This is a genomic window from Streptomyces sp. NBC_00989, from assembly GCF_045162655.1.
In the GTDB taxonomy this organism is placed as follows: Bacteria; Actinomycetota; Actinomycetes; order Streptomycetales; family Streptomycetaceae; genus Streptomyces.
In genome coordinates, this window is the sequence record NZ_CP108728.1 from 8,238,992 (window position 1) to 8,255,564 (window position 16,573).

The following is a 16,573-nucleotide window of genomic DNA, read 5'->3' on the forward strand; positions in this document are numbered from 1 at the left end:
GGACGGGTCCTGCCAGGGGAACACCTACTCCTCAGGCTGGATCAGGACCGCGGACAGTCGTCCTTGGGGATGAGCGCATCCGTCCCCGAACAGTGCGGTAATGGATGCAGGGCCCGTACTGTGGGTTCTGTTGCAGTCGCTGGAGCTGGAGTCCGTCAGAAGGGGGCGCGCGAAGCCCATGAGCGGTGTCATGAAGCGTATGGGGATGATCTTCCGCGCGAAGGCGAACAAGGCCCTTGACCGGGCCGAGGACCCGCGCGAAACCCTCGATTACTCGTACCAGAAGCAGCTGGAGCTGCTTCAGAAGGTGCGCCGGGGAGTGGCCGACGTCGCCACCTCCCGCAAGCGTCTGGAGCTCCAGCTCAACCAGCTGCAGTCGCAGTCCTCGAAGCTGGAGGACCAGGGCCGCAAGGCGCTCGCGCTGGGCCGTGAGGACCTGGCCCGCGAGGCGCTCTCGCGCCGCGCCGCGCTCCAGCAGCAGGTGACGGACCTGGAGACGCAGCACACGACTCTCCAGGGCGAGGAGGAGAAGCTCACCCTCGCGGCCCAGCGCCTCCAGGCCAAGGTGGACGCCTTCCGTACGAAGAAGGAGACCATCAAGGCCACGTACACGGCGGCCCAGGCACAGACCCGGATCGGGGAGGCGTTCAGCGGCATCTCCGAGGAGATGGGCGATGTCGGGCTTGCCATCCAGCGTGCCGAGGACAAGACCCAGCAGCTCCAGGCCCGCGCCGGCGCGATCGACGAGCTCCTCGCCTCCGGCGCCCTGGACGACCCGACCGGCATGGCCAAGGACGACATCCAGGCCGAGCTGGAACGCCTGTCCGGTGGTACGGATGTAGAGCTGGAACTCCAGCGTATGAAGGCGGAGCTGGCCGGCGGTTCGTCCGCCTCACAGCAGGCGATCGAAGGCGGCAAGGACCAGTCCCAGTCGCAGTCGTCGTCGCAACCGCAGGACACCCCGCGTTTCGACAAGCAGTAGGCCCACGCCTGAGGAGGGCGACATGATCGTACGGATCATGGGGGAGGGGCAGGTGAGGCTGGCCGACAGCCACCTCACCGAGCTGAACAAGTTGGACGACGTACTCCTGACAGAGGTCCAGAACGGCGACGGCCCAGCCTTCCGCCAAACCCTCCAGGCCCTCCTGGCGAAGGTCCGAGAACTGGGCGATCCCTTGCCGGACGATTCCCTGGAACCATCCGAACTGATCCTCCCGTCCCCGGACGCGACCCTGGAGGAGGTCCGGGAACTGCTGAGTGACGACGGTTTGATCCCGGGGTAGAGGGCGGCTTCTTCCAGACGGGGGTCAACTGTCAGCCCGTCCGGTGTGTACGGAAGGGCGGACTCCTTTTCAGCGCGGGCCGGCACGATCCAGCCGGTCCGCCGTCCGAGGACGAGGCGAAGCCGTCCGGCACCTTTCGGCACAGGCCCGCACATCCAGCCTGTCCGGCGTTTGAGGACGAGGCCGTCCAGGCCGATGGCGGGGGTCTGGGGGCGCAGCCCCCAGCCACGCCCACACCGACACCGGCAACAGGCACACGGAACGTACAGCTGACCCCCGTTCCGCCCCCGGCATGGACCCCGTACCGTTGCCAGAATGAGCACCCTGGACCGCGCCCGCTGCCAGGCGAACGCGCACCCCTCCGCCCTGGACGCGGCCCTCGCCGCCGCGGTGCTCGTCTGTATGGTCGCCGGATCCTTCGTGGACCCGCATGGGGACAACGGCGTGAGCTGGGGCCTCCGCACCCCCGCCCCCCTCAGCCTGATCCTGATGGCGGTCGGTGCCGCCGCGCTGGTCAAACGCCGCCGCGCCCCCATGATGGTGCTCGCCGTCACCGCCACCGCCTCCCTCATCGAGAGCGTCACCAGCGACCCCCGCGCCCCGGTCGCGATGTCCGCCGTGGTCGCCCTGTTCACCGTCGCCGTCACCACCGACCGCTCGACGACCTGGCGCGTCGCCCTGCTCACGATGACCGTGCTGACCGGCGCCGCGATGCTCGGCGGCCCCCTCCCGTGGTACGCCCAGGAGAACCTCGGCATCTTCGCCTGGACCGGCATGGCGGCCGCCGCCGGCGACGCCGTACGCAGCCGCAAGGAGTTCGTGCACGCCATACGCGAGCGCGCCGAACGGGCCGAACGCACCCGCGAGGAGGAGGCCCGCCGCCGGGTCGCCGAGGAACGGCTGCGGATCGCCCGCGACCTGCACGACGTGGTCGCGCACCACATCGCCCTGGTCAACGTGCAGGCCGGCGTCGCCGCGCACGTCATGGACAAGCGCCCCGACCAGGCCAAGGAGGCCCTCGCGCACGTACGCGAGGCCAGCCGCTCCGCGCTCAACGAACTCCGCGCCACCGTCGGCCTGTTGCGGCAGTCCGGCGACCCCGAGGCCCCCACCGAACCGGCCCCGGGCCTGGACCGCCTGGAAGAACTCGCCGGCACTTTCCGCAGCGCCGGCCTCCAGGTCGAGGTCGCCCGCGCGGACAACGGCACCACCCTCCCCGCCGCCGTCGACCTCGCCGCCTACCGCGTCATCCAGGAAGCCCTCACCAACGTGCAGAAACACGCCGGTACGGAGGCGAAGGCCGAGGTGAGTGTCGTACGCGTGGGCCCGAACGTGGAGGTCACCGTCCTCGACAACGGCTCCGGCGAGGACCACGACCCCGACTCCGGCGGCGGCCACGGCCTGCTCGGCATGCGCGAGCGCGTCACCGCCCTGCGCGGCACCCTCACCACCGGTCCCCGGTACGGAGGCGGCTTCCGCGTCCATGCGATCCTGCCGGTCAAGACCCGCCCACGTGCCTCGGGGGACCCCGTATGACGACGATCCGTGTCCTGCTCGCCGACGACCAGGCCCTGCTGCGCAGCGCCTTCCGCGTACTCGTCGACTCGGAGCCCGACATGGAGGTCGTAGGAGAGGCCTCGGACGGCGCACAGGCCGTACGGCTGGCGAAGGAGGAGCGGGCCGACGTCGTGCTGATGGACATTCGGATGCCCGGCACGGACGGCCTCGCCGCGACCCGCATGATCAGCGCGGACCCGTCCCTGGCCCACGTCCGCGTGGTCATACTGACGACCTTCGAGGTCGACGACTACGTGGTCCAGTCCCTGCGCGCGGGCGCGTCCGGCTTCCTCGGCAAGGGCTCGGAACCGGAGGAACTCCTCAGCGCGATCAGGGTCGCTGCGGCCGGAGAGGCCCTGTTGTCGCCCGTGGCGACCAAGGGCCTGATCGCCCGGTTCCTGGCCCAGGGCGGCGACCTGGACGACGACCGCGACCCCGCCCGCGCCGAACGCCTCGACGCCCTCACCGTGCGCGAACGCGAGGTCCTCGTGCAGGTCGCCGGCGGCCTCTCGAACGACGAGATCGCCGAACGCCTGGAGGTAAGCCCCCTGACGGTGAAGACCCACGTCAACCGCGCCATGTCCAAACTCGGCGCCCGCGACCGGGCCCAACTCGTCGTCATCGCCTACGAGTCGGGCCTGGTCCGGCCCCGGGTGGAATGACCCGGCAGGCCTACGGCAGCGCCAGCATCCGCTCCAGCGCCAGCTTGGCGAACGCCTCCGTCTCCTTGTCCACCTCGATGCGGTTGACCAGGTTGCCCTCGGCGAGGGACTCCAGGGTCCAGACCAGGTGGGGGAGGTCGATGCGGTTCATGGTCGAGCAGAAGCAGACCGTCTTGTCGAGGAAGACGATCTCCTTGCCCTCGGGGGCGAAACGGTTCGCGAGCCGGCGTACGAGATTCAGCTCGGTGCCGATGGCCCACTTGGAACCGGCCGGGGCCGCCTCAAGTGCCTTGATGATGTACTCGGTCGACCCGACGTAGTCCGCCGCGCTCACGACCTCGTGCTTGCACTCGGGGTGCACGAGGACGTTGACGCCGGGGATACGGGCCCGTACGTCCTCGACCGATTCGAGCGAGAAGCGGCCGTGCACCGAGCAGTGGCCGCGCCACAGGATCATCTTCGCGGCCCTCAACTGCTCAACGGTGAGGCCCCCGTTGGGCTTGTGCGGGTTGTAGAGGACGCAGTCCTCTAGCGTCATCCCCATGTCCCGCACGGCGGTGTTGCGGCCCAGGTGCTGGTCGGGGAGGAACAGCACCTTCTCGCCCTGCTCGAAGGCCCACTCAAGAGCCCTCTCGGCATTGGACGACGTGCAGATCGTGCCGCCGTGCTTGCCCGTGAACGCCTTGATGTCGGCGGACGAGTTCATGTACGACACGGGCACGACCTGCTCGGCTATGCCGGCCTCGGTCAGCACGTCCCAGCACTCGGCGACCTGCTCGGCGGTGGCCATGTCGGCCATCGAGCAGCCGGCCGCGAGATCGGGGAGTACGACCTTCTGGTCGTCGCCGGTCAGGATGTCCGCGGACTCCGCCATGAAGTGCACACCGCAGAACACGATGTACTCGGCCTCCGGGCGCGCGGCCGCGTCCCGGGCCAGCTTGAAGGAGTCGCCCGTGACGTCGGCGAACTGGATGACCTCGTCGCGCTGGTAATGGTGGCCGAGCACGAAGACCTTGTCGCCGAGTTTCTCCTTGGCCGCGCGGGCCCGCTCGACCAGGTCCGGGTCGGACGGCGAGGGCAGGTCGCCGGGGCACTCGACGCCGCGCTCGCTCCTCGGGTCGGCCTCACGGCCGAGCAGCAGCAGGGCGAGGGGCGTCGGCTGAACGTCGAGCTCCTGGGTCTGGGCGGTGGTCACGACACACACCCTTTCTGTTCTGCGGGCTGGGCTGCCCTGTTGGGAGGACACCCCTTTTCGTCGAATTGACGTTATCTATCATAACTGCTTCACGTCAGTTTGACGATGCCCATAGCGTCGATGTGACATCAATCCCGGTACGCACACGGCGAGGGAGCTTGCGGGCGTGTGCGAGCATGGAGAGAGGAGCCTAGGGAAAGACACCGGACATGGTCCGGAATGAATCCACGGCCCCGGCGGTTGAAACCGTCGGCAAGCAGTCTCCGTACAACCCGGGAGAGATGTAGATGTCCGTATCGGACGAGACCAGCACCGTCACCGACGGCATCCTTCTGTCCGACGCCGCCGCGGCGAAGGTCAAGGCCCTGCTCGACCAGGAAGGCCGTGAGGATCTGGCCCTGCGTGTCGCCGTCCAGCCCGGTGGCTGCTCCGGCCTGCGTTACCAGCTCTTCTTCGACGAGCGCTCCCTCGACGGTGATGTCGTCAAGGACTTCGGCGGTGTCAAGGTCGTCACCGACCGCATGAGCGCCCCGTACCTGGGCGGCGCCTCCATCGACTTCGTCGACACCATCGAGAAGCAGGGCTTCACGATCGACAACCCGAACGCGACGGGCTCCTGCGCCTGTGGCGACTCGTTCAGCTAAACGCGCTTGTGCCCCGTTGGGCGATTGAGCAGAGCGAAGGCGGCGGCCCCCTCCGACAGGGCCGCCGCCTTCGGGCTTTTCCGCCGCCCGCGCGGTCGTCGTTAGCGGGCCAGTGAGGGTCCCGAGCCGACCTCCACCTTCGTCTCCACGGGGATCTTCGTACCGTCCGGCCCCACGACCTCCCGGTCACCGACCGGAGCCTTCAACTGCACGGTCTGGTGGTAGATCTTGGCGATCATGATGCAGACCTTGTCCGGCCAGGGCGTGTCGGTCACCGTGACCGTCACCTTGTCCGAACTCTCCACGGCCGACGCCTTGTAGTCGGCGCACACCCCGCCGGTGAAGGCCACGGTGAGGCTCTTCCCGTCGGTCGTGTAACCGTCCGCCTTGACGTCGTGCGGTGCCGCGGTGGAGGTCGAACTCGCCGTAGGCGTGGGCGTGTCGGCCGAGGCCAGGTACTTCGGGTCGATCGCCGGATACGTCACCGTGAAGGTGTCCTGCCCGCTCGGCTCCCGCGCCTCGAACAGCCAGGACGGCACCAGCGTCTGCTTCCCGTCCACGGAGTGCACGGCAAGCCCGAACACCGCGTGCTCGACGACGGTCGACGCCTGTGTGGGCGTAGCCGTGGCGGACGTGGCGGTCGACGACCCGCAGGGCGCCTCCAGCCGGTCCTTCAGCGGTACGGGGCTGGCACAGCCGCCGATGCCCATGCGGTGGTCGGTCCTCGGCGCCGCGTTCATCAGGTCCAGCGTCTTCCGCGCGCTCAGCACGGGATAGACGTCACCCTTCACCGGCGCCGCCAACTCACCGCTCCCGCCGACCACTTCACCCTGAGCGCTGATGGTCAGCCCGGTCGTCCACCCATGGGTGGGCAGCCCCCCGAAGACGGGCTCGGCGTTGACTACCCGCTGCGCGCCCATGAGTTGGCTCGCGTCGACCTTCGCGTCGTCCTGGCCCACGGCCTTCAGGACCGGGGCGGCGGCCTTCTCCGCCACGGCCACGCTCACCGGGTCGGTGGCCGAAGTGCCGGGATCGTGCGTGCACTTGAGGGTGCCGCCGGTGCAGGCGTCGGTACCGGGTGCGTAGCGGTTGAACGTCCACATGCCCGGCGCCGCCTTGTTCACCTGCAGACTCGGCCCGGTACCGTCCTGTCCGCCGATCTTCCAGACCTGCCCCTCGGCGACCGGCGTCCCCTCGACACCGAGCGCCTTCGCGAGCCGGCTCACCGCGTCCTTGGTGACCTCACCCTGCGGCGCGTAGACAGCCGCGGACTCCGGCCCACCGGGCAGACTCCTCGCGGCCCGGTAGGTCTGCCCGTACGGATTCGGCTCCCCGGACGCGATCCCGCTCGTACCGCCCGAGGAGTACCCGTCGAGCGCGAGCGGCGGCGGAGTCCCATCGGCACCGGACGCCGCGGATCCCGTCCCTTCCCCCGCACCACCAGAAGTGGAAGAGGACGACGCGAGATACGCCCCGCCACCTCCGACGAGCAGTACGGCGGCGGCGACGGAGGCGATGACGAGGGGCGAACGGGGCCGCGCCGGGCGCCTGTCGTCGTTTTCGGGGGAGTGTTCGTGCAGCGACAGCTCGGTGTCGGTGGTGGAGGCGGACTGCTCCGGGTGGGCGGCCTCGGGGGGCGTGGGGTCGGTGACTTCAGTTCGGTCCGACTCGGGGGGCGTGGGGCCGGTGGCCTCCGGCCGGTCCGTGTCGGCGTCGTCGGATGCCACGAGGCGGGTCTCCTCCGGCCGACCGGCTTCGGCGTCAGACACCGGCGGCTCGGCTTCCGCGTCGGACTCCGGCGGGTCGCCGCCTTCCGGGCGGCCGGCTTCCGCATCGGATCGGCCGGCTTCTATGTCGGATCGGTCGGCTTCTACGTCGGATGCCGTGGACCCCGTCTCGTCCGGCCGACCGTGACCGGCCTCGGCACCGGACGCCTTGGAACCAGCCGGTTCCCCGCCGGTACCAGTACCGGTGCCGGCGGTCTCGGGCCCCTCCGCAGAGCCCTTCGCGGCGTCCCCCACGCCCCGCACGTGACCGGAAGTGCCGGTCGTGTCGTCGTTGTCGGGTCGCTCGGTGTTCACCGCATCGCTCCTTCGGCTGCGCAACTGTCCCTTGACCCTGACCCGGCCCTGTCAAAGAGGCAGTCGGAAGGGTCGTATCCCGCATCCCCTTTACGGGGGACAGCGATGGGACGCAGCGGGGGAGCGCACGGTTCCCCCGAGCGCGCCTGTCGAGCCGGGGGACTCGGACCCCGGCTCGGAATTCCGGTTCGGAACCTCGTTCCGCTCCGCTCAGTTGCCGTACTCCGGCATGGCGTCCAGCAGCCGGGCGGACTTCGACGGCACCGACACGCCGTGGATGAGCGACGGTGACACCGGAAGGGCAACGATCCGGTCGGGAACCGTCCAGTGGGGAGCCATCCGGGCGCAGTCGCCGCGCAGCGCCGCCAGGTCGCTCTCACCTTCGACTTCGAGGTGGACCGGGTGGGCCGGAACGGGGCCGTCGACTCTGAGGTTCGTCATAGCGGCACCGTAGGCACGCTTTACCTCGCGAAGAAAGATCTACTATCGGGTAGTTTTGGCCGCTTCAGAGCCGCCGCGCGGACCGGGTAGCGTGAACTGTCAACGCAGCCTCCCTCAGGAGAGTCCTCGCCGTGCGCATCGCAGTCACCGGCTCCATCGCCACCGACCACCTCATGACCTTCCCCGGCCGCTTCGCCGACCAGCTGGTCGCGGACCAGCTGCACACGGTGTCGCTCTCCTTCCTGGTCGACAACCTCGACGTACGCCGGGGCGGCGTCGGCGCCAACATCGCCTTCGGCATGGGCCAGCTCGGCACCGCGCCGATCCTGGTCGGCGCCGCCGGCTCCGACTTCGCCGAGTACCGCGACTGGCTCGACCGGCACGGCGTCGACACCGGCTCGGTGCGCATCTCCGAGACGCTGCACACCGCCCGCTTCGTGTGCACCACCGACGCCGACCACAACCAGATCGGCTCCTTCTACACCGGCGCCATGAGCGAGGCCCGCCAGATCGAGCTGAAGACCGTCGCCGACCGCGTGGGCGGCCTCGACCTGGTCCTGATCGGCGCGGACGACCCCGAGGCGATGCTCCGCCACACGGAGGAGTGCCGTACCCGCTCCATCCCGTTCGCCGCCGACTTCTCCCAGCAGATCGCGCGCATGGACGGCGACGACATCCGCATCCTGCTGGACGGCTCGGCGTACCTCTTCTCGAACGAGTACGAGAAGGGGCTCATCGAGTCCAAGACCGGCTGGAGCGACGAGGAGATCCTGTCCAAGGTCGGCCACCGCGTCACCACGCTCGGCTCGCGCGGTGTCCGTATCGAGAGCGTCGGTGCGGATCCGATCGAGGTCGGGTGCGCGGAGGAGGAGCGCAAGGCCGATCCCACGGGTGTCGGCGACGCGTTCCGGGCGGGGTTCCTCTCGGGGCTGGCGTGGGGGGTTTCGCTGGAGCGGGCGGCGCAGGTCGGCTGCATGCTCGCGACGCTTGTTATCGAGACTGTCGGTACGCAGGAGTATCAGTTGCGGCGGGTTCACTTCATGGACCGGTTCACCAAGGCTTATGGGCATGACGCGGCGGGTGAGGTTCAGGGGCATCTGGGCTGAGTTGTTGTCTGCGGGTGCGTGGGGGCTGGTCGCGCACCCGCGGCGGTAGCCGCGTATCGACACAGCCCCGCGCCCCTTTCAGGGCGCTCAGGTTGCCCGGCGGATCATGTACGCCGTGCCTTTGGGCGCCCTCTCCTCGCCCATGTACTCCTGGGCCCGCATCTCGCACCATGCCGGGATGTCCAGTCGTGCTGCCTCGTCGTCCGACAGGACTCGGATAATGCCGCCGATCGGGACATCTCCGATGACCTTCGCCAGCTCGATCACGGGAATCGGGCAGCGCTTGCCCAGGGCGTCCACGACCAGCGAGTCCTCTTCCACGAGGGTCACCGGCGTCTGTGCTCCCAACTTCTCCCGGACCCCCGCCACCGCCCCCGGCAGCACGGCGAGGAATCGCTCCACGTCCTCCTCCGTCGCTCCCCGTGGCAACGACACCCGCACATTCCCCTCACTCAGCACCCCCATCGCCTTGAGCACATGGCTGGGGGTCAGTGTGCTGCTCGTGCAGGACGAACCGGACGAGACGGAGAAACCGGAGCGGTCCAGTTCGTGGAGGAGGGTCTCTCCGTCGACATAGAGACAGGAGAAGGTGACGATCCCGGGCAGGCGCCGCACCGGATCGCCGACCACGTCCACGCCCGGCACCAGCCGCGGCACCCGGGCCCGGATCCGCTCCGTCAGTTCCCGTAGCCGTAGCGCCTCCTGGGCCGCCTCGGCGCGTACCGCGCGCAGGGAGGCCGCCGCGGCCACGACGGCGGGGATGTTCTCGAAGCCGGCCGCGCGTCCCGACTCCCGTTCGTCCAGGGGCTGTTGGGGCGCGAAGCGTGCGCCCTTGCGGACCACCAGCAGTCCGACGCCGGCCGGGCCGCCCCACTTGTGCGCGCTGGCCGTGAGCAGCGACCACGCGCCCTCGACCGGCCCCCACCCCAGCGACTGGGCCGCGTCGACGAGCAGCGGCACCCCGACCGCCCGGCACGCCTCGGCCACCTCGGCGACCGGCTGTACGGTCCCCACCTCGTGGTTGGCCGACTGGAGACAGGCCAGCGCGGTGTCCGAGCGGAGGGAATCCGCGTACGCCGCCACGCTCACCGCACCCGTACGGTCCACCGGTACCTCGGTGGACGAACCGCCCTCCGCGACCAGGGCCTCGGCCGAATGGAGCACGGAAGAGTGTTCAACCGCTGACACGATCAGGTGACGCCCGACGCGCCGCCGCCCCGCCAACGCCCCCGCGATCCCCGTGTGTACGGCCCGGGTTCCGGAGGAGGTGAACACGAGCTCGTCGGCCCGGCATCCCACAGCTTCGGCCGCGGTTTCACGGGCCGCGTCCAACAGCATCCGAGCCCGCCGCCCCTCCCGATAGAGGCGCGAGGGGTCGGCCCACCCTTCGCCAAGAGCCGCCAACAGCGCCTGCCGCGCGACGGGATGAAGGGGATGGCCGGATGCAGCATCAAAGTAGGACACACGGCAACGTTAGAGCGGACCTGGGCTTTCCATGGGGGCGCGGGGAACTGCGCGAGCAACCACAACGCACCCGCGGCCGCCCAAACCACCTCAACCCCCGAGCTATTAGGCGCCCGGAGTAACCCCCGGCGCGTATGCCACCCTCCCCGCGAACCCCCGGAGGGCGTCGGCTAGGGTTTGGTCCGCATAAACATCCAAACCCCTGCCCGACGCAGGGCGGCGACCGACCCGCGTGAAGGCAGGCCGCAGCCAATCCGCGCGGGCGAGACTCTCGGGAAGGCGCTACGTGAGTCCCAACGGCTCCGACCGCTCGCCGCGGCGCCCGATGCGGCGGAAGCTGCTGCAGGCAATGACTGCGGGCCTGGTCCTGGCGACCGCGACCGGTTGCACATCCAAGGACTTTCCTCGCCTTGGTTTCCCCACCCCGACCACGGAAGAGGGTCCGCGGATCCTCTCCCTGTGGCAGGGATCCTGGGCTGCCGCGCTCGCCGTCGGCGTCCTGGTGTGGGCCCTGATCATGTGGAGCGTCATGTTCCACAGGCGCAGCCGCACCAAGGTCGAGATCCCCCCGCAGACCCGGTACAACATGCCCATCGAGGCGCTGTACACGGTTGTTCCGCTCATCATCGTCTCGGTGCTGTTCTACTTCACGGCCCGCGATGAGACGAAGCTCCTGAGCCTCGACAAGAAGCCCGACGTGACGGTCAACGTCGTCGGCTTCCAGTGGAGTTGGGGCTTCAACTACATCGAGAACGTCGACGGTGTCAGTGGCGACGCGACGACCGACAAGAACCTGGCCGCGATCCCGGACCGGTTCAAGAAGGAGTTCCCGGCGAACGCCGGCGGAGTCTACGACGTCGGTACGCCCGCCTCGAAGAACCCGCAGACCGGCAACCCGGGTCCGACCCTCTGGCTCCCCAAGGGCGAGACGGTCCGCTTCGTCCTCACCTCACGCGACGTCATCCACGACTTCTGGGTGGTGCCGTTCCTGATGAAGATGGACGTCGTCCCGGGTCACACCAACGCCTTCCAGGTGACTCCCAACAAGGAGGGCACCTACCTCGGCAAGTGCGCCGAGCTCTGCGGCGTCGACCACTCCCGGATGCTGTTCAACGTGAAGGTCGTCTCGCCGGAGCGCTACCAGCAGCACCTCAAGGACCTCGCCAAGAAGGGGCAGACCGGTTACATCCCCGCTGGCATCGCGCAGACGAGCCACGAGAAGAACCGGGAGACGAACAACCTGTGAGCATCCTCAACGAACCTCAGGGTGCCGCGGCAGCAGAGTCCCACTACGCGGACGAGCTGCCGGTAAGGCGCAAGCAACCCGGTAACGTCGTGATCAAGTGGCTCACCACCACCGACCACAAGACGATCGGCACGCTGTATCTGGTCACGTCGTTCGCGTTCTTCCTGATCGGCGGCGTCATGGCGCTGCTCATGCGCGCCGAGCTGGCACGGCCGGGTCTGCAGATCCTGTCGAGCGAGCAGTTCAACCAGGCGTTCACGATGCACGGCACGATCATGCTGCTGATGTTCGCGACGCCCCTGTTCGCCGGTTTCACGAACTGGATCATGCCGCTGCAGATCGGCGCGCCCGACGTGGCGTTCCCGCGGCTGAACATGTTCGCCTACTGGCTCTACCTGTTCGGCTCGACGATCGCGGTGGGTGGCTTCCTCACCCCGCAGGGTGCGGCCGACTTCGGCTGGTTCGCCTACTCCCCGCTGTCGGACGCGGTCCGTTCGCCGGGCATCGGCGCCGACATGTGGATCATGGGTCTGGCCTTCTCCGGCTTCGGCACGATCCTCGGTGCGGTCAACTTCATCACCACGATCATCTGCATGCGCGCACCGGGCATGACGATGTTCCGCATGCCGATCTTCGTGTGGAACGTGCTGCTGACCGCCGTACTCGTTCTGCTGGCCTTCCCGGTTCTCGCCGCCGCGCTCTTCGCGCTGGAGGCGGATCGGAAATTCGGGGCACACGTCTTCGACGCCGCAAACGGCGGGGCGCTGCTGTGGCAACACCTCTTCTGGTTCTTCGGCCATCCAGAGGTGTACATCATCGCCCTGCCGTTCTTCGGCATCATCTCCGAGGTCATCCCGGTCTTCTCCCGCAAGCCGATGTTCGGCTACATGGGACTGGTCGCGGCCACGATCTCCATCGCCGGCCTCTCCGTGACCGTGTGGGCCCACCACATGTACGTCACCGGCGGAGTCCTCCTCCCGTTCTTCTCCTTCATGACGTTCCTCATCGCCGTGCCAACGGGCGTGAAGTTCTTCAACTGGATCGGAACGATGTGGAAGGGGTCCCTGAGTTTCGAGACCCCGATGCTCTGGGCCACCGGCTTCCTGATCACCTTCACCTTCGGTGGTCTGACCGGTGTCATCCTGGCCTCGCCGCCGATGGACTTCCACGTCTCGGACTCGTACTTCGTCGTCGCCCACTTCCACTACGTGGTGTTCGGCACGGTCGTGTTCGCGATGTTCTCCGGCTTCCACTTCTGGTGGCCGAAGATGACCGGCAAGATGCTCGACGAGCGCCTCGGCAAGATCACCTTCTGGACGCTGTTCATCGGCTTCCACGGCACCTTCCTCGTCCAGCACTGGCTGGGTGCCGAGGGCATGCCCCGTCGTTACGCGGACTATCTCGCGGCCGACGGGTTCACCGCCCTGAACACGATCTCGACGATCAGCTCCTTCCTGCTCGGCCTGTCGATCCTCCCGTTCCTCTACAACGTGTGGAAGACGGCGAAGTACGGCAAGAAGGTCGAGGTCGACGACCCGTGGGGCTACGGCCGTTCGCTCGAGTGGGCTACGTCCTGCCCGCCGCCGCGGCACAACTTCCTCACCCTGCCGCGGATCCGCAGCGAATCCCCGGCGTTCGACCTGCACCACCCGGAGATCGCCGCTCTCGACCAGCTCGAGAACGCGCATCACGGTGACAAGGCCCTCACTGGCGGCAAGGAGGCGGGCAAGTGAAGGTCCAGGGCAGGATGTTCACGTGGCTGGCCGTCTTCGTGCTCGCCATGGCGGTCGTCTACGGAGTGTGGTCGAAGGAGCCCGCCGGTACCACGGCGCTCTTCCTCGCCTTCGGCCTGTGCATCATGATCGGCTTCTACCTGGGCTTCACGGCCCGGCGGGTCGACACGCTGGCGCAGGACAACAAGGAGGCCGACGTCGCGGACGAGGCCGGCGAGGTGGGCTTCTTCAGCCCGCACAGCTGGCAGCCCCTCGCCCTCGGTGTCGGTGGCGCACTGGCCTTCCTGTCGATCGCGATCGGCTGGTGGCTGCTGTACTTCTCCGCCCCGATCATCATGATCGGCCTGTACGGCTGGGTCTTCGAGTACTACCGCGGTGAAGACCGCACCCAGTAGCACGCGCCGAGCGCTCGCGAGCCCGGACACTCCGTCAGGAGGGTCCGGGCTCGTGCTTTTGCCGCAACGCCGGTCCCTCGTCCGGGTTACTCACCGCGCCGGTGCTGACGAAGCTTCATAGCCTCGCTTCATGAACCACTCTCCGCGCACCCGCACCGTCGTCGGCTGCACCCTGCTGGTGATCTCCGTCGGCGCGGGCGTCACCGCCTGCGGATCCGGCGGCGGCAACCCGCTGTCGGACAAGCCGTACGACGCGGCGGGGCAGATCTCCTTCAACGGCCCGTCCGGCAACGGCAAGAAGGCCGACCCCGACAAGCCCCTGGTGGTCACCGCCTCCGGTGACGACGGGCGCATCACGGACGTCACGGCCGTGGACGCCACGGGACGCTACGTCACGGGCGAACTCGCCGCCGACGGCACTCGCTGGCACAGCACCTCCCCGCTGGCCGCCAACGCCCGCTACACGGTCCGCGTGAGCACGGAGGACGAGGACGGCGCCCCCGGCCGCAAGGTCCTCACCTTCGACACCAGCAGGCCGACCACCAAGAAGAGCCTGACCGTGAAGTTCGGTCCGGACGCGGGCGCGTACGGCGTAGGCCAGCCGGTCACCGCCCAACTGAACATGCCCGTCAAGGACAAGGCACAGCGGGCCATCGTGGAACGCGCCCTCAGGGTGGACTCCGTACCCGCCGTCGAGGGCGCCTGGCACTGGGTGGACGACAAGGAACTCCACTACCGCCCCAAGGAGTACTGGCCCGCCCACGCCACCATCCAGGTCCGCAGCGACCTCGACGGCGTGAAGATCAGCGACCGCCTGTGGGGCGGCGCCTCGAAGGGGCTCAAACTCACCACGGGCGACAAGATCGTCGCCGTGACGGACGCCTCGTCCCACGAGATGACGGTCTACAAGAACGGCGAGGAGATCAACCAGATCCCCGTCACCACGGGCAAGCCCGGCTTCGAGACCCGAAACGGCGTCAAGGTCGTACTGGGCAAGGAGTACTTCGTACGGATGCGCGGAACCACCGTCGGCATCTCCGAGGGCTCCTCGGACTCGTACGACCTCCCCGTGTACTACGCGACCCGCGTCACCTGGAGCGGCGAGTACGTCCACGCCGCCCCCTGGTCGGTGGGCTCCCAGGGCTCCGAGAACGTCAGCCACGGCTGCACCGGCATGAGCACCAGCAACGCCGAGTGGTTCTTCGACACGGTCCACGAGGGCGACGTCGTCAAGGTCGTCAACTCCAACGGCGACGACATGGAACCCTTCGGCAACGGCTTCGGCGACTGGAACCTGGGCTGGAAGAAGTGGCGGGGCGGCAGCGCGCTGGTGGGCGGAACGCCGGACGCTCCCAGGCCGGAAGACGCGGCACGCCTGCGGCCGGAGTCGGTGTGAAACGCCCCTTCAGGGGCGCGGAGCTGTGACATTTGCGGCTCCGCCACGTGGGGGCGAGCAACCGATGACGGCCCGCAGCCGCGAAACCACGGGCCGCCCTACCCCACTAGGCGCTCAAGGCCCGCTTGTGACGCAGCAGAGAAGCGAGCGAGGCCGCGAACTCGACGGGATCCACCGGAAGGGTCACCGCGGCCTCCGCACGGCTCCACGTGGCGAGCCACGCATCCTGCGGCCGCCCGATCAGCACCAGCACCGGCGGGCAGTTGAAGACCTCGTCCTTCACCTGGCGGCACAACCCCATGCCCCCCATCGGCGCGGACTCCCCGTCGAACACACAGACATCGATCCCGCCCCGGTCCAGTTCCTTCAGAACCGCCGCGGGCGTGGCGCACTCCAGGAACTCGACCAACGGCGCGTCCGGAGCCGGCCGCTTGCCGGTGGCCAACCGCACCTGTTCGCGCGTGTTGGAGTCGTCGCTGTAGACGAGCACCGTGGCAGTCGACTGCATTGTTCCTCCACGCATCTAAGAAGCACCGTGTTGGTCGGGAACCCCAGGTACCGATGCGGCGGATGCTACTCCTTTGAACACCCCGTCAACACCTGTTGGAACACCCCTGCGATGGGCCATACGGGCAGTACACACGCTGCGGACACTCCGAACGGCACCCCCCGGAGTGAGGGCGGGATAAGCGACCGACATAATGTCGGTCGTGGCGACAGCAACGACAGTAGAAACCGGGCACGCGCACCCGTCGGTCAACCGGCCGAACCTCACCAGCGTCGGAACCATCATCTGGCTGAGTTCCGAGCTGATGTTCTTCGCGGCCCTCTTCGCGATGTACTTCACCCTGCGATCGGTGACCGGTCCGGATCACTGGAAGGAGATGGCGAGCCATCTCAACCTTCCGTTCTCCGCGACCAACACCACGATCCTGGTGCTCTCCTCACTCACCTGCCAGCTCGGCGTCTTCGCCGCCGAGCGCGGGGACGTGAAGAAGCTCAGGGGCTGGTTCATCATCACGTTCGTGATGGGTGCGATCTTCATCGGCGGTCAGATCTTCGAGTACACGGAGCTGGTGAAGAAGGACGGCCTGTCGCTGTCCTCCGACCCGTACGGCTCGGTGTTCTACCTGACCACCGGGTTCCACGGCATGCACGTGACGGGTGGCCTCATCGCCTTCCTGTTCGTCCTCGGACGTACCTACGCGGCGAAGAGGTTCACTCACGAACAGGCGACCGCGGCCATCGTCGTGTCCTACTACTGGCACTTCGTCGATGTCGTCTGGATCGGCCTCTTCGCCACGATCTACTTGATCAAGTAGTCGGGCCCGATCCCGCGCGCAGCCAAGAAGCGCACATTCCAGAAGCAT

The 16,573-nt window shown here is 68.3% G+C and carries 16 protein-coding genes; 11 read left to right on the forward strand and 5 right to left on the reverse strand.

The features are described 5' to 3' along the window. The first annotated feature begins 178 nt into the window (after positions 1–178). From OG714_RS36835 to OG714_RS36850, 4 genes are all read left to right on the forward strand, one after another. A complete protein-coding gene (locus OG714_RS36835) occupies positions 179–982 on the forward strand; it encodes a PspA/IM30 family protein (RefSeq protein WP_327404664.1) in 804 nt (267 codons plus the stop codon). A gap of 22 nt (positions 983–1,004) precedes the next feature. After that, complete coding sequence (locus OG714_RS36840; protein ID WP_406127613.1) at positions 1,005–1,283, forward strand: hypothetical protein; 279 nt, start codon at positions 1,005–1,007, stop codon at positions 1,281–1,283. Positions 1,284–1,598: 315 nt separating this feature from the next. Continuing rightward, positions 1,599–2,819 (forward strand): sensor histidine kinase, encoded by a 1,221-nt coding sequence (locus OG714_RS36845; RefSeq protein WP_406127614.1) that lies wholly within the window; start codon positions 1,599–1,601, stop codon positions 2,817–2,819. Further along, positions 2,816–3,502, forward strand: a complete 687-nt coding sequence (locus OG714_RS36850; RefSeq protein ID WP_366493961.1) for a response regulator transcription factor — start codon at positions 2,816–2,818, stop codon at positions 3,500–3,502. Before OG714_RS36845 ends, OG714_RS36850 begins: the two co-directional genes overlap by 4 nt. Positions 3,503–3,512: 10 nt before the next feature. On the opposite strand, the gene nadA is transcribed toward OG714_RS36850, so the two are convergent. Then, positions 3,513–4,697, reverse strand: coding sequence for a quinolinate synthase NadA (nadA, locus tag OG714_RS36855; RefSeq protein ID WP_406127616.1), 1,185 nt, complete (start codon positions 4,695–4,697; stop codon positions 3,513–3,515). A 287-nt stretch (positions 4,698–4,984) separates the two neighbouring features. On the opposite strand from nadA, the gene OG714_RS36860 reads away from it, so the two are divergent. Continuing rightward, on the forward strand, positions 4,985–5,341 hold the full coding sequence (locus OG714_RS36860) for an iron-sulfur cluster assembly accessory protein (RefSeq protein ID WP_019065032.1): 357 nt from the start codon (positions 4,985–4,987) through the stop codon (positions 5,339–5,341). A gap of 101 nt (positions 5,342–5,442) precedes the next feature. Here OG714_RS36860 and OG714_RS36865 read toward each other — a convergent pair whose 3' ends face one another. Together OG714_RS36865 and OG714_RS36870 are read right to left on the reverse strand one after the other, a co-directional pair. Next, positions 5,443–7,422 (reverse strand): hypothetical protein, encoded by a 1,980-nt coding sequence (locus OG714_RS36865; RefSeq protein WP_406127617.1) that lies wholly within the window; start codon positions 7,420–7,422, stop codon positions 5,443–5,445. A 210-nt stretch (positions 7,423–7,632) separates the two neighbouring features. Next, on the reverse strand, positions 7,633–7,863 hold the full coding sequence (locus OG714_RS36870; protein ID WP_406127619.1) for a hypothetical protein: 231 nt from the start codon (positions 7,861–7,863) through the stop codon (positions 7,633–7,635). A 131-nt stretch (positions 7,864–7,994) separates the two neighbouring features. On the opposite strand from OG714_RS36870, the gene OG714_RS36875 reads away from it, so the two are divergent. Then, positions 7,995–8,969 (forward strand): carbohydrate kinase family protein, encoded by a 975-nt coding sequence (locus OG714_RS36875; RefSeq protein ID WP_406127620.1) that lies wholly within the window; start codon positions 7,995–7,997, stop codon positions 8,967–8,969. A gap of 87 nt (positions 8,970–9,056) precedes the next feature. Here OG714_RS36875 and OG714_RS36880 read toward each other — a convergent pair whose 3' ends face one another. Next, complete coding sequence (locus tag OG714_RS36880; protein WP_406127622.1) at positions 9,057–10,433, reverse strand: cysteine desulfurase/sulfurtransferase TusA family protein; 1,377 nt, start codon at positions 10,431–10,433, stop codon at positions 9,057–9,059. 286 nt (positions 10,434–10,719) lie between these two features. On the opposite strand from OG714_RS36880, the gene coxB reads away from it, so the two are divergent. From coxB to OG714_RS36900, 4 genes are all read left to right on the forward strand, one after another. Further along, a complete protein-coding gene (gene coxB / locus OG714_RS36885; RefSeq protein ID WP_329248083.1) occupies positions 10,720–11,679 on the forward strand; it encodes a cytochrome c oxidase subunit II in 960 nt (319 codons plus the stop codon). Continuing rightward, on the forward strand, positions 11,676–13,412 hold the full coding sequence (ctaD, locus tag OG714_RS36890; RefSeq protein WP_406127624.1) for a cytochrome c oxidase subunit I: 1,737 nt from the start codon (positions 11,676–11,678) through the stop codon (positions 13,410–13,412). The genes coxB and ctaD overlap by 4 nt, the downstream gene beginning before the upstream one ends. Continuing rightward, complete coding sequence (locus tag OG714_RS36895) at positions 13,409–13,807, forward strand: cytochrome c oxidase subunit 4 (protein WP_406127625.1); 399 nt, start codon at positions 13,409–13,411, stop codon at positions 13,805–13,807. Before ctaD ends, OG714_RS36895 begins: the two co-directional genes overlap by 4 nt. Before the next feature lie 130 nt (positions 13,808–13,937). Further along, the gene (locus OG714_RS36900; RefSeq protein WP_406127626.1) at positions 13,938–15,203 is read left to right on the forward strand and encodes an Ig-like domain-containing protein; all 1,266 of its coding nucleotides are present in this window, start codon (positions 13,938–13,940) and stop codon (positions 15,201–15,203) included. A 106-nt stretch (positions 15,204–15,309) separates the two neighbouring features. Here OG714_RS36900 and OG714_RS36905 read toward each other — a convergent pair whose 3' ends face one another. Continuing rightward, entirely contained in the window at positions 15,310–15,711 is a 402-nt protein-coding gene (locus OG714_RS36905) for a hypothetical protein (RefSeq protein WP_406127628.1), read from the reverse strand. 193 nt (positions 15,712–15,904) lie between these two features. On the opposite strand from OG714_RS36905, the gene OG714_RS36910 reads away from it, so the two are divergent. Further along, on the forward strand, positions 15,905–16,525 hold the full coding sequence (locus tag OG714_RS36910) for a heme-copper oxidase subunit III (protein ID WP_019067823.1): 621 nt from the start codon (positions 15,905–15,907) through the stop codon (positions 16,523–16,525). Positions 16,526–16,573: the final 48 nt, after the last annotated feature.